Origin of the sequence: Paludibacillus litoralis (assembly GCF_037646705.1) — a bacterium.
Taxonomy (GTDB): domain Bacteria; phylum Pseudomonadota; class Alphaproteobacteria; order Rhodobacterales; family Rhodobacteraceae; genus Pikeienuella; species Pikeienuella litoralis.
The window spans coordinates 71,451-97,381 of sequence record NZ_JBBHER010000001.1 but is presented as its reverse complement, the minus strand read 5'-3'; the positions used below and the strand labels follow the sequence as shown (position 1 = coordinate 97,381).

General features: G+C 68.0%; 28 protein-coding genes. 13 read left to right on the top strand and 15 right to left on the bottom strand.

What is annotated here, in order from left to right; translation table 11 throughout:
- Nucleotides 1–25: 25 nt before the first annotated feature.
- The 4 genes from rpoD to WG921_RS00455 form a co-directional block, all read right to left on the bottom strand.
- Nucleotides 26–2,080, bottom strand: a complete 2,055-nt coding sequence (gene rpoD, locus WG921_RS00470; protein WP_340107199.1) for an RNA polymerase sigma factor RpoD — start codon at nucleotides 2,078–2,080, stop codon at nucleotides 26–28.
- 83 nt (nucleotides 2,081–2,163) lie between these two features.
- Complete coding sequence (dnaG, locus tag WG921_RS00465) at nucleotides 2,164–4,137, bottom strand: DNA primase (protein ID WP_340107198.1); 1,974 nt, start codon at nucleotides 4,135–4,137, stop codon at nucleotides 2,164–2,166.
- A gap of 67 nt (nucleotides 4,138–4,204) precedes the next feature.
- Nucleotides 4,205–4,900 (bottom strand): hypothetical protein, encoded by a 696-nt coding sequence (locus tag WG921_RS00460; RefSeq protein WP_340107197.1) that lies wholly within the window; start codon nucleotides 4,898–4,900, stop codon nucleotides 4,205–4,207.
- Between the two features lie 3 nt (nucleotides 4,901–4,903).
- Complete coding sequence (locus tag WG921_RS00455) at nucleotides 4,904–5,182, bottom strand: DUF3572 domain-containing protein (protein WP_340107196.1); 279 nt, start codon at nucleotides 5,180–5,182, stop codon at nucleotides 4,904–4,906.
- 90 nt (nucleotides 5,183–5,272) lie between these two features.
- Here WG921_RS00455 and WG921_RS00450 point away from each other — a divergent pair, with 90 nt between their 5' ends.
- Nucleotides 5,273–5,638 (top strand): response regulator, encoded by a 366-nt coding sequence (locus WG921_RS00450; protein WP_340107195.1) that lies wholly within the window; start codon nucleotides 5,273–5,275, stop codon nucleotides 5,636–5,638.
- 49 nt (nucleotides 5,639–5,687) lie between these two features.
- Complete coding sequence (locus tag WG921_RS00445) at nucleotides 5,688–7,073, top strand: diguanylate cyclase (protein ID WP_340107194.1); 1,386 nt, start codon at nucleotides 5,688–5,690, stop codon at nucleotides 7,071–7,073.
- A gap of 20 nt (nucleotides 7,074–7,093) precedes the next feature.
- Here WG921_RS00445 and WG921_RS00440 read toward each other — a convergent pair whose 3' ends face one another.
- The 4 genes from WG921_RS00440 to WG921_RS00425 are packed head-to-tail and all read right to left on the bottom strand — an operon-like array spanning nucleotide 7,094 to nucleotide 9,210.
- Nucleotides 7,094–7,564 carry a periplasmic heavy metal sensor gene (locus tag WG921_RS00440; protein WP_340107193.1) on the bottom strand — a complete coding sequence of 157 codons (471 nt, stop codon included), beginning with the start codon at nucleotides 7,562–7,564 and terminating at the stop codon, nucleotides 7,094–7,096.
- Nucleotides 7,561–8,082: a hypothetical protein gene (locus WG921_RS00435; RefSeq protein ID WP_340107192.1), complete on the bottom strand. Its 522-nt coding sequence runs from the start codon at nucleotides 8,080–8,082 to the stop codon at nucleotides 7,561–7,563. The genes WG921_RS00440 and WG921_RS00435 overlap by 4 nt, the downstream gene beginning before the upstream one ends.
- Nucleotides 8,083–8,102: 20 nt before the next feature.
- Nucleotides 8,103–8,681, bottom strand: a complete 579-nt coding sequence (locus tag WG921_RS00430; protein ID WP_340107191.1) for an RNA polymerase sigma factor — start codon at nucleotides 8,679–8,681, stop codon at nucleotides 8,103–8,105.
- 37 nt (nucleotides 8,682–8,718) lie between these two features.
- Nucleotides 8,719–9,210, bottom strand: a complete 492-nt coding sequence (locus tag WG921_RS00425; protein WP_340107190.1) for an EF-hand domain-containing protein — start codon at nucleotides 9,208–9,210, stop codon at nucleotides 8,719–8,721.
- Between the two features lie 163 nt (nucleotides 9,211–9,373).
- Between WG921_RS00425 and WG921_RS00420 the strand changes: the two genes are divergently transcribed.
- From WG921_RS00420 to WG921_RS00400, 5 genes are all read left to right on the top strand, one after another.
- Nucleotides 9,374–9,763 carry a DUF983 domain-containing protein gene (locus WG921_RS00420; protein WP_413788552.1) on the top strand — a complete coding sequence of 130 codons (390 nt, stop codon included), beginning with the start codon at nucleotides 9,374–9,376 and terminating at the stop codon, nucleotides 9,761–9,763.
- Between the two features lie 91 nt (nucleotides 9,764–9,854).
- Nucleotides 9,855–10,541, top strand: coding sequence for an NUDIX hydrolase (locus WG921_RS00415; protein ID WP_340107188.1), 687 nt, complete (start codon nucleotides 9,855–9,857; stop codon nucleotides 10,539–10,541).
- Nucleotides 10,541–11,722, top strand: coding sequence for an MFS transporter (locus WG921_RS00410; protein WP_340107187.1), 1,182 nt, complete (start codon nucleotides 10,541–10,543; stop codon nucleotides 11,720–11,722). The genes WG921_RS00415 and WG921_RS00410 overlap by 1 nt, the downstream gene beginning before the upstream one ends.
- Nucleotides 11,723–11,821: 99 nt before the next feature.
- Complete coding sequence (gene rpmG / locus WG921_RS00405) at nucleotides 11,822–11,989, top strand: 50S ribosomal protein L33 (RefSeq protein WP_340107186.1); 168 nt, start codon at nucleotides 11,822–11,824, stop codon at nucleotides 11,987–11,989.
- Nucleotides 11,990–12,195: 206 nt separating this feature from the next.
- The gene (locus WG921_RS00400) at nucleotides 12,196–12,993 is read left to right on the top strand and encodes a ferredoxin--NADP reductase (RefSeq protein ID WP_340107185.1); all 798 of its coding nucleotides are present in this window, start codon (nucleotides 12,196–12,198) and stop codon (nucleotides 12,991–12,993) included.
- An 80-nt stretch (nucleotides 12,994–13,073) separates the two neighbouring features.
- Here the strand turns inward: WG921_RS00400 and WG921_RS00395 are convergent, their stop codons facing one another.
- The 3 genes from WG921_RS00395 to WG921_RS00385 are packed head-to-tail and all read right to left on the bottom strand — an operon-like array spanning nucleotide 13,074 to nucleotide 15,762.
- Nucleotides 13,074–14,444, bottom strand: a complete 1,371-nt coding sequence (locus tag WG921_RS00395; RefSeq protein WP_340107184.1) for a glutamate--cysteine ligase — start codon at nucleotides 14,442–14,444, stop codon at nucleotides 13,074–13,076.
- 53 nt (nucleotides 14,445–14,497) lie between these two features.
- The gene (locus WG921_RS00390; protein WP_340107183.1) at nucleotides 14,498–15,049 is read right to left on the bottom strand and encodes a hypothetical protein; all 552 of its coding nucleotides are present in this window, start codon (nucleotides 15,047–15,049) and stop codon (nucleotides 14,498–14,500) included.
- The gene (locus WG921_RS00385; protein WP_340107182.1) at nucleotides 15,046–15,762 is read right to left on the bottom strand and encodes a 16S rRNA (uracil(1498)-N(3))-methyltransferase; all 717 of its coding nucleotides are present in this window, start codon (nucleotides 15,760–15,762) and stop codon (nucleotides 15,046–15,048) included. The genes WG921_RS00390 and WG921_RS00385 overlap by 4 nt, the downstream gene beginning before the upstream one ends.
- 24 nt (nucleotides 15,763–15,786) lie before the next feature.
- Between WG921_RS00385 and ubiA the strand changes: the two genes are divergently transcribed.
- Complete coding sequence (gene ubiA / locus WG921_RS00380; protein WP_340107181.1) at nucleotides 15,787–16,761, top strand: 4-hydroxybenzoate octaprenyltransferase; 975 nt, start codon at nucleotides 15,787–15,789, stop codon at nucleotides 16,759–16,761.
- 23 nt (nucleotides 16,762–16,784) lie between these two features.
- On the opposite strand, the gene WG921_RS00375 is transcribed toward ubiA, so the two are convergent.
- Nucleotides 16,785–17,966, bottom strand: coding sequence for a MalY/PatB family protein (locus WG921_RS00375; protein ID WP_340107180.1), 1,182 nt, complete (start codon nucleotides 17,964–17,966; stop codon nucleotides 16,785–16,787).
- A 278-nt stretch (nucleotides 17,967–18,244) separates the two neighbouring features.
- Here WG921_RS00375 and WG921_RS00370 point away from each other — a divergent pair, with 278 nt between their 5' ends.
- A complete protein-coding gene (locus WG921_RS00370; RefSeq protein ID WP_340107179.1) occupies nucleotides 18,245–19,552 on the top strand; it encodes an NAD(P)H-dependent oxidoreductase in 1,308 nt (435 codons plus the stop codon).
- A gap of 10 nt (nucleotides 19,553–19,562) precedes the next feature.
- On the opposite strand, the gene WG921_RS00365 is transcribed toward WG921_RS00370, so the two are convergent.
- Complete coding sequence (locus WG921_RS00365; protein ID WP_340107178.1) at nucleotides 19,563–20,678, bottom strand: NADH:flavin oxidoreductase/NADH oxidase; 1,116 nt, start codon at nucleotides 20,676–20,678, stop codon at nucleotides 19,563–19,565.
- Nucleotides 20,679–20,856: 178 nt separating this feature from the next.
- Between WG921_RS00365 and WG921_RS00360 the strand changes: the two genes are divergently transcribed.
- The gene (locus tag WG921_RS00360; RefSeq protein ID WP_340107177.1) at nucleotides 20,857–21,366 is read left to right on the top strand and encodes a hypothetical protein; all 510 of its coding nucleotides are present in this window, start codon (nucleotides 20,857–20,859) and stop codon (nucleotides 21,364–21,366) included.
- An 18-nt stretch (nucleotides 21,367–21,384) separates the two neighbouring features.
- Here WG921_RS00360 and ubiB read toward each other — a convergent pair whose 3' ends face one another.
- Both ubiB and ubiE read right to left on the bottom strand, forming a co-directional pair.
- Complete coding sequence (ubiB, locus tag WG921_RS00355) at nucleotides 21,385–22,929, bottom strand: 2-polyprenylphenol 6-hydroxylase (protein ID WP_340107176.1); 1,545 nt, start codon at nucleotides 22,927–22,929, stop codon at nucleotides 21,385–21,387.
- Nucleotides 22,929–23,741 carry a bifunctional demethylmenaquinone methyltransferase/2-methoxy-6-polyprenyl-1,4-benzoquinol methylase UbiE gene (gene ubiE, locus WG921_RS00350; protein ID WP_340107175.1) on the bottom strand — a complete coding sequence of 271 codons (813 nt, stop codon included), beginning with the start codon at nucleotides 23,739–23,741 and terminating at the stop codon, nucleotides 22,929–22,931. Before ubiE ends, ubiB begins: the two co-directional genes overlap by 1 nt.
- A gap of 97 nt (nucleotides 23,742–23,838) precedes the next feature.
- Here ubiE and mutM point away from each other — a divergent pair, with 97 nt between their 5' ends.
- From mutM to WG921_RS00335, 3 genes are all read left to right on the top strand, one after another.
- Nucleotides 23,839–24,690, top strand: coding sequence for a bifunctional DNA-formamidopyrimidine glycosylase/DNA-(apurinic or apyrimidinic site) lyase (gene mutM / locus WG921_RS00345; protein WP_340107174.1), 852 nt, complete (start codon nucleotides 23,839–23,841; stop codon nucleotides 24,688–24,690).
- Nucleotides 24,691–24,782: 92 nt separating this feature from the next.
- The gene (gene rpsT, locus WG921_RS00340; protein WP_340107173.1) at nucleotides 24,783–25,049 is read left to right on the top strand and encodes a 30S ribosomal protein S20; all 267 of its coding nucleotides are present in this window, start codon (nucleotides 24,783–24,785) and stop codon (nucleotides 25,047–25,049) included.
- A gap of 405 nt (nucleotides 25,050–25,454) precedes the next feature.
- Complete coding sequence (locus tag WG921_RS00335) at nucleotides 25,455–25,895, top strand: rhodanese-like domain-containing protein (protein ID WP_340107172.1); 441 nt, start codon at nucleotides 25,455–25,457, stop codon at nucleotides 25,893–25,895.
- Nucleotides 25,896–25,931: the final 36 nt, after the last annotated feature.

Here is a 25,931-nt window from a genome sequence, read left to right as displayed (position 1 = left end):
CGCCGACGGAGGGGGCGCGGCCCCCTCAGCCTTCGAGGAAGGACCGCAGCTTCCGGCTCCGGGACGGATGCTTCAGCTTCCGCAGCGCCTTCGCTTCGATCTGCCGGATCCGCTCGCGGGTGACCGAGAACTGCTGGCCGACCTCTTCGAGCGTGTGATCGGTGTTCATGCCGATGCCGAACCGCATCCTCAGCACCCGCTCCTCGCGCGGGGTGAGCGAGGCCAGAACCCGGGTCGTGGTGTCTTTCAGGTTGCCCTGAATCGCCGCATCCAGCGGCAGCACCGCGTTCTTGTCCTCGATGAAATCGCCGAGCTGGCTGTCCTCCTCGTCGCCGATCGGCGTCTCGAGGCTGATCGGCTCCTTGGCGATCTTCATCACCTTGCGGACCTTCTCCAGCGGCATCTGCAATTTCGCCGCCAGCTCCTCCGGCGTCGGCTCGCGGCCGATCTCGTGCAGCATCTGCCGACCGGTGCGGACCAGCTTGTTGATCGTCTCGATCATGTGGACCGGGATGCGGATCGTGCGGGCCTGATCGGCGATCGAGCGGGTGATCGCCTGCCGGATCCACCAAGTCGCATAGGTCGAGAACTTGTAGCCGCGGCGGTACTCGAATTTGTCGACCGCCTTCATCAGGCCGATATTGCCCTCCTGAATCAGGTCGAGGAACTGCAGCCCGCGATTGGTGTATTTCTTGGCGATCGAGATCACGAGACGCAGATTCGCCTCGACCATCTCCTTCTTGGCGATTCGCGCCTCCTTCTCGCCCTTCTGCACGGTCTGGACGATGCGGCGGAATTCGCTGATGTCGACGCCGACCGCCTGGCCGATCTCGCCAACCTCGCCGCGAATCGCCTCGATCTTGTCGCGGTCCTTCGCGACCATCGCCGCCCACCCCTTGCCGCGCAGCGTCGCGACCCGGTCGAGCCAGCCCGGATCCAGCTCGGAGCCGCGATATTCCTCGATGAACTCGCGGCGATTGACCCGGTGCGCGTCGGCGAACTTCACGATGTTGCTCTCGAGCGTAAGCAGCCGGCGATTGATGCCGTAAAGCTCGTCGATCAACGATTCGATCCGGTTGTTGTGGAGATGAAGCGAATTCACCTCATCGACGATATGGCTGCGGAGCTTCTGATAGGCCCGCTCCTGCGCCGACGAAAAATGTCGCGTCTCGTCCAGCGCGGCCGAGATCCGGCTGACCTGCATCTTGTAGAGCTTGGCGTAATCGTCCGAGATCGAGCGAAGAACATCAAGCACCTGCGGCTTGAGCGCGCTTTCCATCGCCGACAGCGACAGATTGGTCTGTTCATCCTCGTCTTCGTCGTCATCGGCCGAATCGGCCGCGCCGTCGCCGGCGGGCTTGCCTTCCGAATCGGCGGATTTGGCCGCCCCCTCGCCCGGCTTCCCGGCTTCCGCCGGCTTCCCGTCCTGGCCGGCGGCGCCCTTCGCCCCTTCGACGACGACCTCCTCATCCGAGGCCGCCGCGGCGTCGATGAGAGACTGCCCGAACGTGGTCTCGAGATCGATCACGTCGCGGAGCATGATTCGCTCTTCTTCCAGCTCCTCCAGCCAGACCGTGATCGCCCGGAAGGTTCGGGGGCTTTCGCAGAGGCCGGCGATCATGGTCGAGCGACCGGCCTCGATCCGCTTTGCGATCGCGATCTCGCCTTCGCGGGACAGAAGTTCGACCGTCCCCATCTCGCGCAGATACATCCTCACCGGGTCGTCGGTGCGGTCCAGCGCCGCCGCGGCGGGCGTCGGCGCCGTCGCGACTTCGCGGCTCCCGCTCGCCTTGTCGGGTTTGGTCTCTTCGTCGCTGTCCGCGCTTTCCTCCGCTTCGACGACATTGACGCCCATCTCCGAGAGCAGAGACATCACGTCCTCGATCTGCTCGGAGGAAACCTGATCCTGCGGCAGAGCGGCGTTCAGCTCATCATAGGTGATGTAGCCGCGCGCCTTCGCCTGAGCGATCATCTTCTTGATCGCAGCCTGGCTCATGTCCAGCATCGGGCCCGGCGCGTCGCGCTGCTCGGCCTCGCGCTGTTCTTCGGTCTGACTTTCCTCGACGTCTTTCGCGGCCATCAGCGTCTCCGTTCTGTTTTCCCGGCGCGGGGTCGCGCGGGGAAAGGGCGGGCGAGCCGAATCAACAGCGAATCGCTGATTCGTCAACTGCGCCGCCGTGTCTGCTTTATCCATATCTTCGATTCCGCGTTCTTCGCCAACCGCGCCACGAGATGAGATTCGTCCTCGTCGCCATCCGGCAACGGCGGGGACGCCTCACGGAAATGACGTCGGAGCACCGCTTCGATCCGGCGATCAAGGCTTTCTTCGGCGTCCGCGCCCAATTCGATCTCCGCTTCCGCGATCTCCCGCGCCCGCGCCAAAACTGCGCGGTGGCGAGCCAACGTTTCATCGAAGCCCTGACGAGCTACTTCCTCAGACACATCTTCAGCCGCGAAACTCGCTTCGCGCGCCTGAGGAATGGCCAAAAGACGCGCCAGCGGGGGTTCTCCGATCTCGCGCTCGATCCTCTCGAGCCATGCGGAGCTGTCTTTGGTCGCGTCGTCACCCTCGGAGGCGGATATGAGCCCCCGGCGCAGAGTTTCAAGATCTGGACAAATAAATTCTATGTCTTCAAGCGCCTCCATCCGCCGCTCCGCGAGGGCGGGATGGGTGATCAGAGTGAGAAGAAGCGCCGCCTCGCGCCCGCGAGCCTCTCCTTCACGCCCCGAGGCGCGGGCGAGGGCGGAGCTTTTCACCTCCGTCGTCGGCATCGGCGGCGGGGCCCATGCGCCGCGCCGCGCCGGTCCCATCGTTCCGCGGGGCCGCGCGGAGAATGCGGGCGCGCCGCGCCCGGCGCCGAACAGCCGCGCGCGCCGCTCCCGAATCGCGTCGACGTAATGCCCGCGCAGATTCCGATCCTTGATCTTCGCCAGCGCGGTCTTCAGCCGCCGGTCGAGCGCGGCGCGCCGCTCCGGGCTGTCGAAGGAGCCGCCCTCGATCTCGCGCCGCCAGAGCAATTCGACCATCGGCAGGGCCTTGTCGAGCAGGGCGCGCATCGCCGCGGGCCCCTCCGCGCGAATCAGGTCGTCCGGATCCCGCCCCTCGGGCATCAGCGCGAATCGGAGGCTTCGCCCCGCCTCCAGCAGCGGCAGCGCGATGTCGATCAGCCGCTCCGCCGCCTTCAGCCCGGCCCGGTCGCCGTCCAGCGCGATCACCGGCTCGTCCGCGATCCGCCACATCAGCAGCAACTGGTCCTCGGTGATCGCGGTGCCGAGCGGCGCGACCGCATGGTCGATCCCGGCCTCCGCCAGCGCGATCACATCCATGTACCCCTCGGCGACGACCAGAGCGCCCGCCTTGCCGGCGGCGCTTCGGGCCGGCCCGTGGTTGAAGAGCGTCCGCCCCTTGTCGAAAAGCGGCGTCTCCGGCGAATTCAGGTATTTCGCCCGCGCGTCGGGGCTCAGCGCCCGCCCGCCGAACGCGACGCACCGGTCGCGCGCGTCGCGAATCGGGAACATGACCCGGCCGCGAAACCGGTCGTAAGGCGCGCCGCCGTCTTCGGGAACGATAACCAGACCGGCCTCGTCCATGGTCTGAATCGCCACCCCCTTGCCCGCAAGGTGGTCGCGAAGCGCCGTCCGGCTGTTGGGCGCGTAGCCGATCCCGAAACGCTCCACCGTCGCCGCGACCAGCCCGCGGCGCTGGATATACTCCCGCGCCTCCCGGCCGTTCGCGGCGCGAAGCTGGAGCCGATAGAAGCTCGCCGCCTGCTCCATCACCTCCACGAGACCGAGCCTCCGGTCCTCCCGTTCGGCGGCGCGCGGGTCGCGGGCGGGCATCTCCAGCCCGGCGTCGCGCGCCAGCGTCTCCACCGCCTCCATGAAGCTCATGTTTTCGCCGTCCCTCAGGAAGGAGATGGCGTCGCCCTTCGCGTGGCAGCCGAAGCAGTAGTAGAATCCCTTCCGGTCATCCACATGAAAAGACGAGGTTTTTTCCTGGTGGAACGGGCAGCAGGCCCAATAGTCGCCTTTGGCCGCGTTGGATTTCCGCTGATCCCAGACGAGTTTTCGCCCGATCACCGCCGCGAGGCTGACGCGGGCGCGAATCTCATCAAGGAATCCGGGTGGAAGAGACATGTCTCTTATATCGCGGCGCCTGCGCGCGGAGGCAAGGACCCGTCGCAGGGGCGCCGCGAGGCGCGCGTCAATCGGCGGCGAGCGCGTTCCGGATGAGCGCCTCCGCCTCCGTCCAGTCGCGGGGATGCAGATCGGCGGTCTCCGCCGGCCCGACGATCGGCCTCAGGAGCGCAGAGCCGACCAGATGCAGCCGCGTCGCCCCGACCGCGTGTCTGGCGACGCTGCCGAGCTGATTCGCGTTGTCGTCGATGAACGCCGTCGGCGCCGCCGCGCGCTCCGCCAGCCAGCGCAACGCGCGCCCCTTGCCGCCCTCGTTCATGACCACCGGGTACTCCATGCCGAGATCCGCGAGGTTGAACACCCGGTCGGCGCGCACCTGCGCCGGCGCGTTGGTCAGAACCACGATCTGCGCGACGTCGGACAGCCGGGACAAGGCGGCGGCGGCGCCTTCGATCTCTCGCTGGCGGCGGGTCTCTCCCTCGATGAAGCTCCAGACGAGGGGAAAGATCTGGTCGCGATCGAGCGGCGCGCCGTCCCGGTCGCGGATCGCCGTGTCGAGCTTGTATTCGGTCAGCCGGAACGCGTAGCCGCGCGCCGCGAGCCATTCGCCGAAATGCTCCGCGAAATGAACCAGAACTTCGTCCGCGTCGACGGCGATCAGCGGGCGCCCCGGCTCGACCCGCGCCGATTCCAGCTCCGCAAGAACGCGCGGCGGAATCTCGTCGAGATCCGCGGCGAACCAGTTGGGGCGTTTTTCGGTCATGGGTCAGGTCCAGTTCGGCAGATCCCCGCCGGGCAAGGCGGTGCGGGCGATGAGCGGCGCATCGGGCTTTTCCCCACTTGCGGCGCAGAAGGCAAGGACGGCCCGCTCATCCGACAGCAGGAAGTCCAGCACGAACGCCAGGAACTCCGCGTCTCCCGCCCGCGTCCGAAGCTCCGCTGCGTCGGCGCCGCTGGCGGCGAGAAAAGCGCCGGACAGCGTCTCGTCCGCCACGATCCAGGCGAGCGCGCGAAGCGCGATGATTTCCGCCGCCGCTCGATTCATTGCTTCAATCTTTCTGCGTTTCGAAAAGGTTTCGTTAAGAGATCTGGCGCTAGACATGCCCCGCGGTCACGACGCGGCAGGAGAAACGCCATGGTGAAAAAAGTGCTCATCGTCGAGGACAATGACCTCAATCTCCGGCTTTTCAACGATCTTCTCGCGTCTGAAGGCTACGATACGGTGACATCGACCGGCGAAGGCGATGTCGCCGGGCTCGCCCGCTCGATCCTTCCCGACCTGATTCTGATGGATATTCGGCTGAAATCCGCGGACGGGCTGGAGACGACCCGTCGGATCAAGAGCGACGTCGCCACGCGGAGCATCCCGGTGATCGCGATCACCGGCTGCGCCATGGCCGGCGACGAGGAGCGGATCCGCGCCACCGGCTTCGCCGACTATCTGACCAAACCGGTTTCTCTCGCCGGCTTCCTCTCCTCGGTGCGCAGACACTTGCACTGACGCGCGCCGGAGCCGAAAGTGACGTTCGCCCTTTGCGGAAAGGACGCCGATGTCGGGTCGCATCCTCGTCATTGACTCGGACCTGGACCGGAAGCGGGTGCTTGTTGGCGCGCTGACCGCCGCTTATTTCGAGGTGGTCGACGCGCCGGCGCCCCCTGACGGGCCGGCGCCGGACCTCGTCGTTCTCGGGAGGGAGGACGCTGGCGGCCTCGCCCGAGCCATCGCGGACCTGCCGCCGAAGGCCCTGGTTCTGACCGTGTCCGACCCCGCGTCGATCAGCGCGAGGGAGGCGTTCCGCGCCGGCGCCGACGATCATCTCGCATGGCCCGCGGCGCCGGAGGTGTTGCTGGCGCGGACGCGCAACCTGATCCGAGGCCGAATGATGACGGACGAGTTGGCGCTGCGCCAGAAGACCGCGCGCGATCTCGGGCTCGAACCCGAAAGCGAGGAGCCGACGGCGCCCGACTCCGCGCCGCGGATTCTTCTGATCGCGCCGGCCGGCGCCGCCGCGAACGCGCTCCGGCGCGCGCTCGGCTCTCTCACCGGGGCCGATATCGCGTTGGCGCCTTCAGGTTTCGCGGCGATGCGCGTCCTTGAACGAGGCCGGCCGGACGTGGTGATCGTCGCCGAACGCGCCGGCGCCTTCGGCGGCGGGGCGGGTCTGGCCGAATCCGAGGACGCGGTCAGCATCATCGGCGCCCTTCGCTCCCGAACCGAGGCGCGGGACGCGGCCATCATTCATCTTTCCAGCCCGCCCGCGAGCGATGCGAGGACAAGGACCGCGTGGAGCCGTCGGCTGGCCGCCGCGTTCGAGGCCGGCGCGACTGACAGCGCGCCAGTGGAGCCGAACGAACTGGCGGCGCGGCTCGCCATCCGGCTTCGCGCCAAGCGGCGCGACGACGCGTTGCGCGCCTGGCTTGACGGCGGCCTGCGCCAGGCCGCCGTCGACGCGATGACCGGCCTGCACAACCGGCGCTATTTCGACCTGCATTTCGCGCGCATCTTCGCCGGCGCGCAGGAATCCGGCGCGCGGCTGGCGGCGCTGGTTTTCGACATCGACCGATTCAAGGCGGTCAACGACGCGTACGGACACGGAACCGGCGACGAAGCGCTTCGCGCTTTCGCGATGCGGCTGCGCGACGGTTTTCGCGGCGCGGACCTTGTCGCCCGGCTCGGCGGAGAGGAGTTTGCGGTGATCCTGCGAAACGCCGCCGCGACGGAGGCGCAGGCGGCGGCGGAGCGGGTGCGCGCCGCGATCTCCGGCGCGCCGATCGCCTCCGCGACCGGCGATCCCGTCCGGATCACCGTCTCGGTCGGCGTCGCCAGCCTCTTCGCCGGAGACAAGACGCCGGAGGATCTGCTCGGCAGGGCCGACGCCGCGCTTCGGGCCGCGAAACGCGGCGGGCGGGACCGCGTCCGGGTCGACGCGGCCTGACCTCCGCTCGCCCCCGCGTCTCAATCCCGCTTCGCGCGCCGCTCAAGATACGCCCGCATCCGTTCGGCCAGCGCCGCGCGCTCGGCGTCCGTCAGCAGCGAAAGAGCGTCGAGCATCGCCGCGCCGCGCGCCGCGCGCGCCGACTCCCTCTGATCGGCGAACGCTTCGAATTTCGCCGCGACCGCGGCTGGATCGAAAGGCGCCTGGTCGATCAGCGCCGCAACCTCGCCCATCCATGCGTGGATCTCTCCGCGCCGGTCGTCCTTCCGTGGCCGCTCGACCAGCGCGCGCACCGCGTCGCGCCGTTCCGGGCCGACGACCTCGACCATCTGACGGGAGAGTTGAAATCCTCCGCCGCGCGGGCCGTCCCCGCGCATGTGCCAGAGCGCGCCGCCGGCGACGCCAAGCACCAGAAAATTCACGGCGAGCGACAGACCCAGCACCCAGCGCGCGGTGCGCGGCGCCATCCCCAAAATCGAATCGCCGCTCATCTCCATCTCCCCTCATCAGGCAGGAAGGCGAAGGCGATGTCGTCGAGCGCCTCATCATTATCGAGCGCGAAGGTCCCGGCGGCGGCGGCCTCGCCCACGATCAGCGTCTGCGCCGCGCCGGCGACAAGCGCCGACTGCCCGAGCCAGAGGCCGCACGCCGCGGAGGCCGCGCAAACGAAAGCGGGGCGAAGCGCTTTGAAAGACGGCGTTCTCGCCTGCGCCGCGGCCCAGAGCCGCCCCATCGGGCCGACGGTCGGCTGCGGCGGCGGCGACGCCCATCCAGCCGCGACATCGGCCGCGTCCGCCATCACCCGCGCGAGGAGCGCCTCCGACGCCGCGTCGGGCGCCGCGCGCGCCGCCTCGAACCCGTCTTCGAGCATCGCCATCGCCGCCTGCGCGTCTCGCGCCTCGGCGGACCGGGCGAGAAGCCGGGCGGCGGCCGGCCGCTCAAGCTCGGGCCAGAGCGAAAGATCGGCGCCATGCCGCGCAAGGCCGGTTTCGAATTCTTCGAATTTCATATCCCGATCCTCATTCATGTTCACACTCCTCCTCCCGCCGCAGCCAGCGCCGCGAGATCGCGCGCCAGCGCCCTTCGCCCCCGCATCAACAGGCTCTCCACCGCCTCCACGCTGATATCCAGAATTCTTGCGATCTCGGGGTTGCCCATATCTTCAAAATGCCGAAGCGTGATCGCAAGTCGCTGCCGCTCCGGCAGGCGGGCGATCGCCGCCGTCACGGCGGCCGCCCGATCCCCCGCCATCATCAGCGCGGCGGCGGTCGGGGCCGGATCCACCGGCTCCGCGACCTCGTCCAGAGGCGGCCCGTTCCGGCGGCGCTTTCGCAGCCGGTCGATGCAGAGATTGGCGGCGACCCGGTGCAGCCAGGTCGAAACCCGGGCTTCTCCGTCCCGCCAGTCCGGCGCGACCCGCCAGAGCCGCATCATCGCCTCCTGCGCCACGTCTTCCGCTTCCGCAGGATCGTTCAACATGCGCCGGGCCAGCGCCAGGACGCGCGGCGTCCGCCGAAGCGTGAGTTCACGCGCCGCCAGCCGGTCCCCGGCGGCGAAGCGGGCCAGAAGCGCCTCGTCCGTCTCTTCGGTCTCGCCGTCAAAAGACATCCGCACGCGTCCCCCGGCCCCCTCCGCCTTCCTCACGTCAATCCGCGGCGCGCGCCCCGTGGCCGCGATGGTGATGCATCTTCATCGCCGCGGCTTCATCCTTGCTGATGCGCCCGTCTCCGTCCTTGTCCATCTTCTCAAGCATGTTTCCGCCGCGCCTGTCACGCTTGGCGTTCATCTCTTCCGGATCGACGGTCCCGTCGCCGTTGGCGTCCAGCTTGGCGAAGCGCCGTTCCGCACGTTTCTCCGCGCGCGCCGACGCCGCGGCCTGCATCTCTTCAAGCGAAATGACGCCGTCGTCGTTCGCATCCATGGCGCCGAAACGGGCCGCGCGCGCCGCCTCGATCTCGGCGGCGTCGATGAAGCCATCGTTGTTCGCGTCCACGCGCTCGAACATCCCGTCGATCATGGCGGCGCGGTTCTTGCCGTGATCATGGCCGCCGGCCTTGTCGGCGAATACGGCGCCAGACGCCGCGACGGTCACAGCCGCGAGCCCCAGACCGGCGAGCGTGATAAAACGTTTCTTCATCTTCATCTCCTGAGTAAAGAGACGCCATCGTCTCTCTCGAAGGGTCTTACGCAGCCGTTTTCGGATTCCGTCGCCGGCGCTGCGCGCCAGGCCATCGCGACATGGCGCCGCAAGACACATGGCGCCGTCGAATCCATTCGACCCCGCGCCTATCTTCACGCCTATGAAAGACATGATCGAACAAGACGATTCGGATGAACGCCCGCTGGGGTCCGCCCTTCTCAAAGGGTGGCGCCGCCGGTGTCCGCACTGCGGCGGCGGTGAGATCTTTGATGGATATCTCAAGATACGCGACAACTGCGATATCTGCGGCGAGGCGCTGCACCATCACCGGGCCGACGATGCGCCGGCCTGGCTGACCATTCTCATCACCGGCCACCTGGTCGGGCCTCTGATGTTCATGACCTATACGTGGATCGCGCTGCCCCCCTGGATCAATGCGATCGCCTGGCCGATAATCGCGCTGACGCTGGTCATCGTGCTGCTTCCGCGCGTGAAGGCCGGCGTCGTCGCCTTTCAATGGGCCCAGAGAATGCACGGCTTCGGCCTCTAGAAGGAAAAATCGCACGGTCCGGCCCGGCCTCGCCGCCCGGCGCGTCGTTTGCCGCTGGACAGCGGGGCGGCGCTGATGATGATCGCAGCCCATGACAGAGATCCCTCCCCCACGCCACGCCTCGACCCTGATCCTTATCCGCAAGGACTCCGGCGCGCCGCGCGTCCTGATGGGGCAGCGCGGCCGGGCCGCCGCCTTCATGCCCTCGAAATACGTCTTCCCGGGCGGCGCGCTCGACAGGTCCGATCTGGAGCTGGCCCCCGAGTTTGACGCATGCCCGGAGGACGACGAGCGGCTCCGCGCCCGCGCCGATCCGGCGGCGAGCCCGGCCGCTCTCGCGCTCGCGGCCGTCCGCGAGACCTGGGAGGAGACCGGGCTCGCGCTCGGCGCGCCGGATGAAGGCGTTCGGGCGCGCGCCGATTCGGCGCCGGGCGACTGGCGGAGTTTCTTCGCCGCCGGGCTCAGGCCGGCCACGCCGCAGCTCCGCTTCGTCTTCCGGGCGATCACCCCGCCGGCGCGGACCCGCCGCTTCGACGCGCGGTTCTTTCTCGCCGATTCGGAGCTGATCCATGGCGACCCGGACGATCTCACGAGCGCGGATGGCGAATTGAGCCACCTTCGCTGGCTGACGCTCGCGGAGGCGCGCGCGCTCGACCTGCCCTTCATCACCGAGGTGGTGCTGGCCGAGGTTGAAGCCCGGCTGAAAGCCCCCGACAAGCCGCGCCCGACGCCCTTCTTCCACCACGATCAGGGACGGTCCTATCTGGACCATCTCTGATGACGGCGATCCCGGGCGACGCCGCGCCGGGCCGCATCAGAGGCATGGTCGCGGCGATCGCCGCGATCTCCATTTTCGCGTTCGGGCTTTCTCTTTCGCTGCCGCTTCTGGCGATCCTGCTGGAGCGGATGGGCGCGTCCGGGGTCGCCATCGGCCTCAACGGGGCCGCGTCGGCCGCGGCGATCCTCTTCGGCGGCGCGTTTCTGCCGTTCGCGCTGCAACGGATCCCGCTGCCGGGGCTGATGCTGATCTCGATGCTTGCGATGGCGGCGCTGCTTCTGCTCTTCCCGCTGGTCCCGGACATCTGGATCTGGATGGGGCTGCGCTTTCTCTTCGGTTTCGCCGCCGCGTCGCTCTTTTTCTGCTCCGAAATCTGGATCCTCTCCGCGGCGCCGCCGGGAAAGCGCGGCCTGGCGATCGGCGTGTACGGGCTTTTTCTCTCGCTCGGCTTCTTCGCCGGGCCGGCGCTCCTGAAACTGATCGGGCCCGAGGGGCATTCGCCTTTCATCGCCGGCGCGGCGATCTCGCTTCTGGCGACGGCGCCGGTTCTTTTCGCCTGGCGGGACCGGCCGGTCCTGGCGGAGACGGGGGTCGGCGGCTCGACGCGGGATGTGTTCCGGTTTTTCCGCACCGATCCCGCGATTCTCTGGGCGGTCGCGCTGTTCGGCGTGATCGAGACCGGGGCGATGGGGCTCTTTCCCGTCTGGGCGCTCCGGATCGGGTCGGATGAGCAATCGGCGTTGACGCTGGTCGCGCTGATCGCCGCGGGAAACGTGGTGATGCAGGTCCCGATGGGGTGGCTCGGCGACCGCCTGGACCGGCGCCGGTTGCTCGGGTTCTGCGCGCTGGTCTCCTGCGCGGCCGCGCTTCTCTTTCCAACGCTCGCCGGGACGACATGGGCGCTCTGGCTCACCGTCGCGTTCTGGGGCGGGCTGGTGGTCGGGCTCTATACATTCGCGCTCAACGAGCTCGGCTCGCGGTATTCGGGCGCGGAGCTGGCGCGTGGCACCGGCGCGTTCATGTCCGCCTATGGATTGGGCGCGCTGCTCTCGCCGCCGATCCTCGGCGCCGCGATGGACGCACTCCCCCCGCATGGCATGTTTCACCTGCTGGCGGCCGTATCGGCGGCCTATTTCCTGTTGCTGATCCTCCGTCGGCGCGGGGACCGGCCGCGCATCTGAACCGGGACGCTTGACTCGGGCGCGTCGGACGGTAGACAGAGCGTCGAAGATTTCCCCGCCGCGCGGCGGGCGAAGGCTGCGTGGCGAAAGAGAGATGACATGGCGAAACCGACAACCGTTAAGATCCGGCTCAACTCGACGGCCGGCACCGGCCACTTCTATGTGACCAAGAAGAACTCCCGCACCATGACCGAGAAGATGGCGGTGCGGAAATACGATCCGGTCGTGCGCAAGCACGTCGAGTACAAAGAAGGCAAGATCAAGTAAGCGCTTGATCGAGAACAAATCCCGCAAAGGGCGCCCTCGGGGCGCCCTTTTGCATCTTCGCGCGCTCATGATCCCGTTTCAGGGGCGCGGCCGGGCTTTTCAGGCGCGCCTCCACGAAGAACCCGCGCGGGGCCGGCGGTTGCATTCGCCAGCCCAGCGCCTAGGTTCCGCCGCGACACGCCAATCATCACGAGAGGGGCGGGACGATGCCCGAAGATCTGATCAAGACGGCCCCGCCGGGTGTTTTCTGCGAACCGGTGCTTTCGGTGACTCACTATACCGACCGGCTCTTCGCGTTCAGCATCGCGCGCCCGGCGAGCTTCCGGTTCCGCTCCGGCGAATTCGTCATGATCGGACTGGAGATCAACGGCAAGCCGCTCTACCGGGCCTACTCGATCGCTTCGCCCTCATGGGCGGATGAGCTCGAGTTTTTCTCGATCAAGGTCGAGAACGGGCCGCTCACCTCCGTCCTTCAGCACATCCGCCCCGGCGACCAGGTGCTGATGCGGAAAAAGCCGACCGGAACCCTCGTCAACGATGCGCTATCGCCCGGAAAACGGCTCTACATGCTGGCCACCGGCACCGGGATCGCCCCCTTCGCCTCGCTCATCCGCGACCCGGAGACATACGAAAAATTCGACCATGTGATCCTCACGCACACATGCCGCGAGGTTGCGGAGCTCGCCTATGGCCATGAGGTCGTCTCCGCGGCGCGCGCGAACGAGCTTGTCGGCGAGATGGCCGCCGAGCGCCTGACTCATATCGCCGCCACGACAAGGGAGCCCTCGCCCGTGATGGGCAGGATCACCACCCGGATCGCCGATGGCTCGCTCTTCGCCGCGCTCGGCGCGCCGGCGCTCGATCCGGCAACCGACCGCGTGATGATTTGCGGCTCGATGGACATGCTGCGCGACTGCAAGGCGCTCTGCGAAGAGGCGGGGCTGACCGAAGGCGCGAACAACAAGCCGGGCGAATACGTGGTCGAGCGCGCTTTCGTCGACTGAGCCGCCGACGACGGGCGCTTGCGCCTCGCCCGGACATGGCCTCGCGTCGAAGACGAAGCGCCAGACTTAGCGTCCGCCGCTCAATAGCTGCAGTCGCGGTAGAGATTGGCGAAATCGCCTTTCCATTCGTCATCGAAGCAGCGCAGCATCTCCTCCGCCGGCGTCTCCCCGGACTCGACGATCTCCTTAAGCGCGTCGAGGAAATGCGTCTCGTCGGCGACCATGCCGCCGACGCCGCGGCGCCCGCGCGCCTTCAGCCCGGCCTCGGAAATTTTCAGAACCTCGGACGCGATGTCGAGCGCGGAGCGCCCGGCGATCTTCGCCTTCAAGCCTTTCACGGAAACATCGACGCGGAACGCCTCACGCTCTTGCGCGGTCCAGCCTTTGGCGATGTCCCAGGCCGCGTCGAGCGAGGACTGCTCATAGATCAGCCCGACCCAGAGCGCGGGAAGCGCGCAAATCCGCCGCCACGGGCCGCCGTCGGCGCCGCGCATCTCGATGAACTTCTTCAACCGGGCTTCGGGAAAGATCGTGGTCAGATGGTCCGCGAAATCGGAAAGGGTCGGGATCTCGCCCGGCAGCGCCGGAAGCCGGCCTTTCAGGAAATCCCGGAAGGACTGGCCAAGCGCGTCGATGTATTTTCCGTCGCGATAGACAAAATACATCGGCACATCGAGCGCGTAATCGACATAGCGCTCGAAGCCGAACCCATCCTCGAACACGAAAGGCAGCATGCCGGTCCGGGCCGGGTCGAGATCGCGCCAGATCCGGCTGCGCCAGCTCACATGCCCGGTCTTCTCGCCATTGAAGAACGGCGAGCAGGCGAAGAGCGCCGTCGCGATCGGCTGCAACGCGAGCGCGACGCGGAATTTCTTCACCATGTCCGCTTCCGACGCGAAGTCGAGATTAACCTGCACCGTGCAGGTCCGGTACATCATTTGCGTGCCGTGGGTGCCCACCCGGCCCATGTAGTCGGTCATCAGCCGATACCGGCCCTTCGGCATCATCGGCATCTCGTCCGCGCGCCAGTCCGGCGAGGCGCCGAGGCCGATGAATCCGGCGCCGATGCGGTCCGCCACGGTCTTCACTTCGGCGAGATGCTCGTTCACCTCGTCGCAGGTCTGATGGATCGTCTCCAGCGGCGCGCCGGAAAGCTCGAGCTGGCCGCCCGGCTCGAGGCTGACATTGGCGCCGTCCTTGGTGAGGCCGATGATGTGTCCGGCCTCCTCCACCGGCGTCCAGCCGAACGTGTCGCGGAGCCCTTCGAGCATCGCGCGGACGGAGCACGGGCCCTCATAGGGGAGCGGCTTGCGGTCGCTCAGGCTGTACCCGAACTTCTCGTGTTCGGTGCCGATCCGCCAGTCGGCCTTCGGCTTCTCGCCCTCAGCGAGATATTCCGTGAGCTGCGCCTCATTTTCGATCGGGCCGCCGCCCTCTTGCGGTATGGACATGGTGCTCGTTCCTTCAGCATCAGGCCGAACCGCGCCGACCAACCGCTCCCCGATTAGTCCGCTGCGGCGCCCGCGGCAAGTGTGGGGAGAGTCCCGCCGCGTCGGCGTCGCCAGATTGTGACGACGCCGGAGGATGCGTTCAACGCCGAGAGCGCCCGCGCCGGCGCGAACTCCGGCAGCGCCGCGAACGCGTCGATCAGCGCCTCCGCGCCGTCCGCGGCGACCGGGATCGTCACCTCATCTCCGGTCTCGATCGACCAGAGCCGCCAGACCGCATCCGGCCCGCCGCCCACGCGTCCGCAGCCGATCCGGCCGATATCGTCCAGCGCGACGACGCCGCCCTCATAGGGGCCGAAATAGCTGATTCTCCTCTCGTCGATCGTCACGACGCCGGGCGCCGGCGCCCGCCCCGCCGCCAGCGCGGAGAGAAACGCCGAACGCGCGAGCCAGAGCCCGGCGGCGCCCCAGCAGAGCGCCAGCCCCCACCCCGCCAGGCCGCCGGAGGACGTGAGCCAGACCGCGCCGATCACCGTCAGCGCCACCCAGAGCGCCGTCTCCCGCCAGCGCCGCGCCGCGCGCGCGACCTCGGGGCGCACGAAGCTCATCGCCAATCGCCCAAGGTCGCCTGCCAGAGCGTCATCGCCGCGACGGCGGCGGTGTCGGCGCGCAAGACGCGCGGCCCAAGCGCCACCGGCCACGCGAAGGGCGCCGCGCGGAGCCGCTCTCTCTCTTCCGGCGCGAACCCATCCTCCGGGCCGATCAGAATCGCCCACGGGCCGCGCGGCGCCCCCGAAAGCGCGGCGTCCGTCCCGGCGAGCGTCTCGTCGCAGAACATGAGCCTCCGCTCCGGGCGCCAGGCGTCGAGAACGCGGTCCAGCCGCTCCGGCGGCGCGATCTCCGGCGCGGACAGCAGCCCGCATTGCTCCGCCGCTTCGACGCCGCGCGCGCGAAGGCGCGCCGCGTCCACGCGCCCGGAATTCGTGAACCGGGTGAACACCGGCCAGAGCCGCCGCGCGCCCATCTCCGCCGCCTTCTCGGCGATGGAATCCGTCCTCGCCTTCCTCAGCGGCGCGAAGAGCAGCCAGAGATCCGGCGGCTCCTTCTGCGCGCGCGTCTGCGTCTCGCAGATCGCCTCCGCGCCCCGCCGGTCGATGGCCGCGATCCGCGCGCGCCATTCACCGTCGCGGCCGTTGAAGAGAAGCGCCTGCCCGCCGGCGCCGCGGCGCATGGCCGCGCCGAGAGAACGCGCCTGATCCCGATCAAGCGCGACAGATGCGCCGGAGCCGAGCGGCGCGTCCACAAAGAGCCTGATTTTCATCTCGTCCCGTGCCATGAGACGAGTATGACCGAACGGACGAACGACGCCAGCCCCGCCTCACCCCCTCTCGACGCCAACGGCCGCGTCGCCGATGCGACCGATCGCAACTGGGTCGACAGATTCATGCCGGGGCGGCTGAGGCCGTGGCTCCGGCTTTCGCGGGCGGACCGGCCGGCCGGGACCTGGCTGCTTCTGTTGCCATGCTGGTGGTCGCTCGCGCTCGCCATCGCCGCCACCGGCTGGCGGATCGAGGATTTCTGGCTGTTTTCCGCCATGGGGCTCGGCGCGTTCCTGATGCGCGGCGCCGGCTGCACATGGAACGACATCACCGACCGGAATATCGACGGCGAGGTGGAGCGCACGCGCTCGCGCCCGATCCCCTCGGGCCAGGTCGGCGTGAAGGGCGCGGCGGCCTGGATGATCGCGCAGGCGCTGATCGCCTTCGGGATCCTTCTCACATTCAATTCCTACGCGATCTGGCTCGGCATCGTCGCGCTTCTGCCGGTGGCGATCTATCCCTTCATGAAGCGCGTGACATGGTGGCCGCAGATTTTTCTCGGCCTCGCCTTCAACTGGGGCGCGCTGATGGGGTGGGCCGCGCATACTGGCGGGCTGACGGCCGCGCCGCTGATTCTCTACCTCGCCGGCATCGCCTGGACGCTGCACTACGACACGGTCTACGCGCATCAGGACAAGGAGGACGACGCGCTGATCGGCGTCAAATCCACCGCGAGGCTGTTCGCCGAGCGGACGCATGTGTGGCTGATCGGTTTTGTCGCGCTGACGACGCTCGGCGCGGGCGCGGCGGCGGCGCTTTCGCTCGACGGCGCGGCGCTCAACGTCGCGCTTGTCGGCGTCGCCGCCTTCGGCGCGCATCTCGCGTGGCAGATCCGGCGGCTCGATATCGACGACGTCGCGGTCTGCCTGCGGCTTTTCCGCAGCAACCGGGACACCGGGCTGATCCTGCTGGCCGGCTTTCTCGCCGCGGGCCTCGTCTAGGCCCACGGCGAGGCGGCGCGCGCCTATTGCAGGTCGGAGAAGGCGCCGGCGATCCGGCCCATCGCGTCCTCGACCATCGCCCTTGGGCAGGCGAAATTCAGCCGCATGTACCCCGCGCCGCCCGGCCCGAAGCTGGAGCCGTGATTGCAGATCACCCGCGCCTGCTTCTCCAGCCGCTCGACGACCTCCGCCTCCCCCATGCCGGTTCCGGAGAAATCCAGCCAGCTCAGATAGGTCGCGTCGGGCGTCATCGACGCGACGCCCGGCATGCGCTCCGCCACCGTCCGGTCGATGAAGTCGCGGTTGCCTTTCAGATAGACCAGCAGCGCGTCGAGCCACGCGTCGCCCTCGGCGTAGGCCGCGGTCGTCATCAGGTAGCCGAACCGGTTACCGCCATGCAGGCCGCAGCGCTCGATCTGGCGCTGAAGCGCGGCGCGGAGCCCCGGATCGGAGATGATGGCGTTGCCGGTGTGCCCGCCCGCGATGTTGAAGCTCTTGGACGCGGAGGTGAAGGTCACCGTCCGGGCCGCGATCTCCGGGCTGAGGGTCGCCAGCACGGTATGCGGCCCGTCGAACACCAGGTCGTGGTGGATCTCGTCGGAGATGATGAGAATGTCGCGCTCAAGACAGAACTCCGCGAGCGCCTGCAACTCCTCGCGGCTCCAGACCCGCCCGGAGGGGTTATGGGGCGAGCAAAGGATCATGACGCGGGTCTTGGCGTCGACGGCGCGGCCCAGCGCCTCCAGATCCATCTCGTAGCGCCCGTCGCGGCGGACGAGAAGATTGCCGACGACGTGGCAGCCGTTGTTGCGGATCGCCGGCGCGAACGGATGATAGACCGGCTGCTGCAGGATCACCCCGTCGCCCGGGCGGCAATAGGCCTGAATCGCCAGGTTGACGCCGTTGACGACTCCGGCGGTCGTCAGGATCCAGTCCTCCTCGATCTCCCACCCATGGCGCCGCTTCATCCAGCCCTTGATCGCGGCGAGATAGGCGGCCGGATCGCCGAAATAGCCATGAACGCCATGATCGACCGCGGCCTGAAGCGCCGCGTTCACCGCCGGCGGCGCCGCGAACTCCATATCAGCGACCCACATCGGCAGCGCCCCCTCGGCATGCGCGCCGAACCGGCTGACCAGCCCGTCCCACTTCACCGAATGGGTCCCGAGGCGGGCGATCGGGCGATCAAAATCAAAGCTCGTCAAGGCGCATCCTTTCGTCGAAGGGAAGGTTCTCGGGCCGGCCGGCGGCCGCGGGCGCATTTTCATCCGTTTTGGCGGAGGATCGCAAGAGTCATGCGATCCTCGAGCCGCAATCGACTCGAGCGGCCTCGCCGGAGCGCATGACCGGGAGGCGGTGGAGCCGCCAGGACCGCGCCCCACGGCGGGCCCTCCCGTCCGGCCGGAAATTGCCGGCGCGCCGCACCTTGCGCGCGGCCCCCGCGTCGGCATTGTTGGGCCAGGATCACCTGAAGGGAAAAATGATGTTTCTGCAGAGCAAACTCAGCAAGGCCGCCGCCGCGAACGCCCCCGTCCGGGTCTGCCTGATCGGCGCGGGAAAGTTCGGCTCGATGTTTCTCTCGCAGGTTCCGACGACGCCCGGCCTGACCGTCGCCCGGATCGCGGATCTTCGCCCCGACGGCGCCCGCGCCGCCTGCCGCACGGTCGGCTGGGACGAGGCCCGGATCGGCGCCACCGTCTTCACCGACGATTCCGCCGCCGCCATCGCCGCCGACGATGTCGACGTCGTGGTCGAGGCGACCGGCAATCCGCACGCGGGCGTTCGCCATGCGCGCGCCGCGATCCGCGCGGGCAAGCATGTCGTGATGGTCAATGTCGAGGCCGACGTGCTCGCCGGCGCCGCGCTGGGGCGCGAGGCGCGCGCGGCGGGCGTCGTCTATTCGATGGCCTATGGCGACCAGCCGGCGCTGACCGCCGAGATCGTCGACTGGGCCCGCTCCTGCGGCTTCAGCGTGGTCGCGGCGGGCAAGGGCACCAAATATCGCCCGCATTATCATCAGTCCACGCCGGAGACGGTGTGGGAGTATATGGGGTTCGACCCGGAGCAGGCGCGCCGCGACGGCATGAACCCGAAAATGTTCAACTCCTTCACCGATGGCACGAAATCGGCGCTGGAGATGGCCGCGATCGCCAACGCCTGCGGCCTGACGCCGCCATCGGACGGGCTGCTCTTTCCGCCTTGCGGGGTCGATTCCCTCGCCCATATCCTGCGGCCCGCGGCCGAAGGCGGCGTGCTTGAAGGAAAGGGCATGGTCGAGGTCGTCTCCTCGGAGGAGCGCGACGGAAGGCCGGTGTTTCGCGATCTGCGCTGGGGGGTCTACGCGGTCTTCGAAGCGCCGAACGACTACGCCGCCGGCTGTTTCCGGCAATACGGCATGAACACCGACGCCAGCGGGCGCTATTCCGCAATGTACAAACCCTTTCACCTGATCGGCATGGAGCTCAACATCTCGATCCTCTCGGCCGCTCTTCTCGGCCAGCCGACCGGCCAGACCCTGAGCTTCAGCGGCGACGTGGCGGCGACGGCGAAACGCGACCTGAAGGCGGGCGAGATTCTGGACGGCGAGGGCGGATATTGCGTCTGGGGAAAGCTCATGCCCGCCGCCCGCTCGCTGAAGGAGGCGGCCCTGCCGATCGGCCTCGCGCAGGATGTGAAGCTCACGCGGGACGTCGGGGCGGGCGCGGTCGTCACCTACGCCGATGTCGAGATCGGCGCGGATGACGACGTGGCCGCGTACCGGCGCGCGATGGAGCGGGCGAACGCGGCCTGAGCCGCGCCGCCTATCGCTGAGCGTGGGCGAAGCCCCGGAACGGCGGCTCGACCCCCGCCGGCGCCGAGCGCCAGTATTGCTTCGGCGCCTCGATCTTCGCGCCCAGCGCCACCGCCGCGCGCCAGGGCCAGCGCGGGTCCCAGAGCATGGCGCGGGCGAGCGCCACCGCGTCCGCCTCGCCGGAGGCGATGATCGCCTCGGCCTGCTTCGGCTCGGTGATCAAGCCGACCGCGATCGTGGGAAGGCCGACCGCCTCTTTCACCGCTTTCGCGAGATGCGTCTGGTAGCCGGGCCCGACCGGGATGTCCTGAGCCGCGGAGAGCCCGCCGGACGACACGTGAACCGCGGCGCAGCCCGCCGCCTTCAGCGCCTGGCAAAGGGTGATGACCTCCCCGACCTCGAGCCCGCCCTCGACCCAGTCGGTCGCGGAGACCCGCACCCAGACCGGGATCTCCGGCGGAAGCGCGGCCCGCACCGCCTCGAACACCTCCAAGGGATACCGCATCCGGCCTTCGATCGCGCCGCCGTATGCGTCCGCGCGCCGGTTCGAGAGCGGCGAGAGGAACTGATGCAGCAGATAGCCATGCGCCATGTGGATCTCGATTCCGTCGATCCCGAGCCGCGCGGATCTCTCGGCCGCCGTCACAAACTCCGCCTTCACCCGCGCGAGACCGGCTTCGTCGAGCGCCGCCGGCGGCGCGTCGTCGGCGCCATGCGGGATGGCGGAGGGCGCGACGGCGAGCCAGCCGCCCTCCTCCTCCGGCCGGATCTGCGCGCCGCCCTCGAACGGGGAGCGAGAGGAGGCTTTGCGCCCGGCGTGACCGAGTTGGATCGCAACCGGAATCGGAGAGATCGAGCGGATCGCCGCAAGCACCCGCGCCAGCCCGGCTTCGTTCTCGTCGGAATAGAGCCCGAGATCGCGCGGTGAGATCCGTCCCTCGGCGCTCACCGCCGTCGCCTCCAAGGTGAGAAGCCCGGCGCCGGAGAGCGCGAGATGCCCGAGATGGACCATGTGCCAGTCCGCCGCGGTCCCGTCCTCGACCGCGTATTGGCACATCGGCGCGACGATCACGCGGTTCTCAAGCGTGAGCCCGCCCAGGGCGAGCGGTTCAAAAAGTCGGCTCATTGAGGAAATCTCCCAGGTTCAAGACGTATTATTCTGGTTCGTCCGCGCGGCCGCTTCAAGCCGTTTGCGGCTATTCACGGCAAATCGATAAGTTGTGTTCGTCGCGCTTCTTTTATATGCGCCTCTCGCGACCTATCTGCCGACGGAAGAGGGCCGCACACGACAAGGAAAAGCCGCCATGCCCAACACGCATTCGCCGACCAAAGCGCCAGTTTTACTTTCAATCATTCTATCGGGTTTACTTGGCGAGATCGCATTTGAACTCTACGCATGGGCAATCTCTCCGATCTTGTTCGGCTTTTCTCTGGAGCCTGCCAACCTGGTTATTGCGGCCACATCCAGGCTGACCGGCGCCAGCCCGCCCTATTCCGCGGCGTTCGGCGTTCATGTCCTGATCGGAAGCCTCGGGTTCGGGTTGTTTGTCCACTTCATCCGCCGGGCGTTCGGTCTGCGGCCGTGGCTGACCGGCGCCCTGGCCGGGCTCGCCTTGTGGTTCGTCGCTCAAGGGATCTTGGCGCCGTTCATCGGGCGCAGCTTCATGATGGATTTCGGCCCCTACACGCAGTCGTCCTTCATTGGCCATCTGGGCATGACGCTGGTCATCGCTCACTTTCTGGACCTTCTGCTTCATCGGGTCCAGCGGCGGGAAACGCAAGACACGCCGGCGCGCCGGCGCACGCAAGCGTAAACTCCGCCCGGTCCGCGCCTAATGTTGCAAAGCGGCCCAGACCGCCCCGGCGCCCAAGGCGGCGCCGAGCGCGAGCCAGAGCAGAGCGCGGGATTTCTGGGGCTGCGCGGGTTTCGGCTCCGGCGCCTCGGCCAGCCGCACCAACCGCTGCGCCAGCTCGGGCAGGCGCGGGCCGATCCGGCTGAGGGCGCGCAGCGTCTCCGCCGTATCGCGAAGCATCGCCTTCGGGCCGAGGTTGTCGCGCATCCAGTCCTCCACCACGGGGCCGGCCGCGCTCCAGATATTCGCGTTCGGATCGAGCGAGCGCGCCACCCCTTCGACCACCACCATCGAGCGCTGAAGCAGAATCAGCTGCGTCTGCGTCTCCATGCCGAAGCGCTCCGTCACCTCGAAGAGATGGGCCAGAAGCCGCGCCATCGAGATGCGGGAGGCGTCCTGCCCGAAGATCGGCTCGCCGATCGAGCGGAGCGCCTGCGCGAACTGGTCGACATCCCGATCCGCCGGCACATAGCCGGCCTCGAAATGAACTTCCGCGACGCGGTGATAATCCTTCCTGAGGAAGCCGAGCAGAATCTCCGCGTAATAGCGCCGCGTCACCCGGTCGAGCCGCCCCATGATGCCGAAATCCAGCGCCAGGATATCGCCGTTCGCCGCGATCTTCAGGTTCCCCTGATGCATGTCCGCGTGCCAGAATCCGTCGCGGAGCGCCTGAAGCAGGAAGATCTGGATGACCCGCTCCGCAAGGCCGACCAGATCATGGCCGGCCGCCGCCAGCGCCTCCGGCTCCCCGATCGAGATCCCCTCGACCCAACTCGCCGTCATCACCCGCCTCGCGGAGAGCGGCCAGATGATTTCAGGCACCTTGAAGCCGGGGTCGTCCTTCACGTTGTCGGCGAATTCCGAGGCTGCGGACGCTTCGAGGCGCAGATCCATCTCCTGCGCCACCACCCCCTCGAAATGGGCGACCACGGCGCGCGGACGGAGCCGCTTCGCCTGCGGCGTCACCCACTCCATGACCCGCGCGATCATGTGGAACGCCGCGATATCCTTCCGGAACTGCTTTTCTATCTCGGGGCGGAGAATCTTGACCGCGACTTTCCGCCCGGTCTCCCGGTCGATGGCGGGGTGGACCTGCGCGATCGAGGCCGCGGCGACCGGCGGCCCGAACTCCGAGAAGATCTCCTCCACCTCGCGGTCCAGCGCATCGCGGACGGCGCGGCGCGCCTCCTGCATCGAGAACGGCGGCAGCTTGTCCTGCAGGTTCCGCATGTCCACCGCCAGGTCCGCCCCGATCACGTCCGGCCGCGTCGAAAGGATCTGGCCGAGCTTGATATAGGCGGGGCCGAGCGCGTTGATCGCCCGCGCCACCGGCGGCAGGGAGGGGTCGCCCCGCATGCCGACGAGAAGCCCAGGCGCGGTGATGATCATCAGCGGCGTCGACACGCGGCGCGGTGCGCCGGCGGCGTCGAGCACCCGCTCCATCGCGCCGGTTTTCCGGAACGTCGCCGCGACCCGCGCGAGACGCCAGAGATTCGGCCCGACCTCCAACAGAAACCGCAGCATCAGAGCCGCCAGCCGGAATGGATCGCCGCGACGCCGAGCGTCTGATTCCGGTAGGCGACGCGGGAGAAGCCGGCCTCACGGATCATCGCGGCGAACCGGTCCTGATCGGGGAATTTCCGAATCGATTCCACCAGATACTGGTAACTTTCACGATCCCTCGCGATCAGGTGTCCCATGCGGGGAATCACCTGAAAAGAATAAAGGTCATAGGCCTTGCGCATCAGCGGCGGATCGACACGGCTGAACTCCAGGCACAGGAACCGGCCGCCCGGCTTCAGCACCCGGCGCGCTTCCGCCAGAGCCGCCTCGATCCTCGTGACGTTCCGGATTCCGAAGGCGATGGTGTAGACGTCGAAGCTCCGATCGGGGAACGGAAGCCTCATCGCATCGCCGCAGACCCAGCTGAGCGCATGCGAGAGGCTTTCCGCCTCCGCCCGCTTGCGGCCTTCAACGAGCATGGGCGCGGTCATGTCGCAGATCGTCGCCGCCCCGTCGCCCTTGAGCCGGTCGAGCGTCCGGAAGGCGATGTCCCCGGTTCCGCCCGCGACGTCGAGCAGCCGAAGGCCGGGGCGGGGCGCCATCCAGTCGATCAGCGCCTCCTTCCAGAGCCGGTGGATGCGGAAGGACATGACATCGTTCATCACGTCGTATTTCGACGCCACGGAGGAAAACACCCCGTGAACGAGCCCCGCCTTCTCCTCGGCGGGCACGTCGCGAAACCCGAAATGCGTGGTCGCGCCGTCCGGCGCCGCGCGGGTTCCGCCGTCGCCACCCAATTTGTCGCCGCTCGGGCTCTCGCTCTTGTCGCTCATGACGCGCTACATAGCCCCGATTTCGCACCACCGCCACGCCTGACGCCGCGCCCGGCGCCGGGCGCGGCGCCGAAGGGGGGCCGCATGCCGGATCCGGATGCCTGAATTGCCCGAAGTCGAGACGGTCCGGCGCGGCCTCGCGCCGGCGATGGAGGGGCGGCGAATCATCCTGGCGATCCAGCGCCGCCCGGATCTGCGCTGGCCGTTCCCGGAGCGATTCGCCGAGCGTCTGACCGGCCGGCGAGTGGAGCGCCTCGGCCGCCGCGCGAAATACATTCTCGCGGATCTGGACGGGGGCGAGACGCTGCTCATCCACCTCGGCATGTCGGGGCGCATGCTCGTCTCCGGCGCGCAGCAGGGCGTGTTTCATCAGAGCGCCGGCGGAAGCGCCAAGCACGACCATGTCGTTCTGGACATGGAGGGGGGCGCGCGCGTCACCTTCAACGACGCCCGCCGCTTCGGCGCGATGGATCTCTGGGCGACGGCCGATATCGCCAATCACCGCCTGCTCTCCGGGCTGGGGCCCGAGCCGCTCTCCAACGCGTTCCACGCCGATTATCTGGCGGCGCGGCTCACGGGGAGGAAAATGTCGATCAAGGCGGCCTTGCTCGATCAGCGGATCATCGCCGGGCTCGGCAACATCTATGTCTGCGAGGCGCTGCACCGCGCCGGGCTCTCTCCCGAACGCATGGCGGGCGCGATCGGGCCCGCCGACGTCGCGCGCCTGACGGCGGAGATCAACGCCACGATCTCCGACGCCATCGCCGCCGGCGGCTCCTCGTTGAAGGACTATCGTCAGGCGGACGGGGAGCTTGGATATTTCCAGCACTCCTTCCGCGTCTACGGCCGGGAGGGCGCGGCCTGCCCCACGCCGGGCTGTTCCGCCCCGGTGCGGCGCATCGTGCAATCCGGCCGTTCGACATTCCATTGCCCGGCCTGCCAGCGCTGAGCCGGAGCGCCGGCCCGCCCTCGCCTTGACGGATCGGCGGGCCGCGCGTATACGCGCCACTCGTTTCAAGAATAGAAGAACGGGATCACGATATGGCCAACTCGCCATCCGCCAAGAAGCGTGTGCGCCAGATTGAGCGCCGCACCGCGACGAACACCGCGCGCCGGAGCCGCATCAAAACCTTCTTGCGCAAGGTCGAGGAGGCGATCGCGAGCGGCGACGCCGAGGTCGCGAAAAACGCGCTTCGCGAGGCGCAGCCGGAGATCATGCGCGGCGCCAGCAAGGGCGTCCTGCACGCCAACACCGCCAGCCGCAAAGTCTCCCGGCTCGCCGCCCGAGTGAAGGCGCTCGCCGTCTGACTCGCATCGCCTGCGCCTTCCAAGGGTAGGCCGGGAGCGTTCGAGTCGTCCGAAATCAACGCGTGCGAGGGCGATCTCGCACGCGTTGATTTATTTCGCGGCAAGAAAATTACGTTCACTCTCTGTACCCGTTGAAGGAATCGGAGCGTGGCGGCATGGTTCCGGTCATTCAATAGGACGTCGATCCAGACGCAACCAATATGGACAGAAGTCCAAGTGGCGCCTGTGTTTGTTATTGCTAAAATAATAAACGCACATGAGCTTTGTTTGTGAAGCTCAATACAATCACCCCCTTTTTGGCAATTTAATTCCTCGAGATCGTGTCGAGTTATTGTTGAATGGAGCGGCGGATTTCGCCTATCTACTTATCTCGGACATCGGAAGATTCGCGCAAGGGAGGTGGGGATGACGTCTTCAGGCATTGGCGAGGTCGATCCAAAGGAGGCTTGGAGCGCGTTGAACTCGGGCGAGAAGGCGATTCTGATTGACGTGAGAACCCGCGCGGAATGGGCGTTCGTCGGCCTGCCGGATCTTTCCGCCACGGGGCGAGAGCCGGCGCTGCTGGAATGGCAGAGCTTCCCGTCGATGGGAGTCGATCCCGACTTCGCCGCCGAGGCGCTCGACGCGATCGAGCGCGCAGGGGCGGAGACCGCGTATTTTCTCTGCCGCTCGGGCGGCCGGTCCATGAAGGCGGCGCTCGTCACGGCGCATGCGGCCGCGGCCGCCGGGCGGGCGCTCTCCTGCTTCAACATCACCGAGGGATTCGAGGGCGATCTCGATGGCGAAAGCCGGCGCGGCGCCATGAACGGGTGGAAAGCGCGCGGTCTCCCCTGGCGGCAAAGTTGACGCGGGATGCGTCCGGGTCCCGCCGCGTCAGCGGCC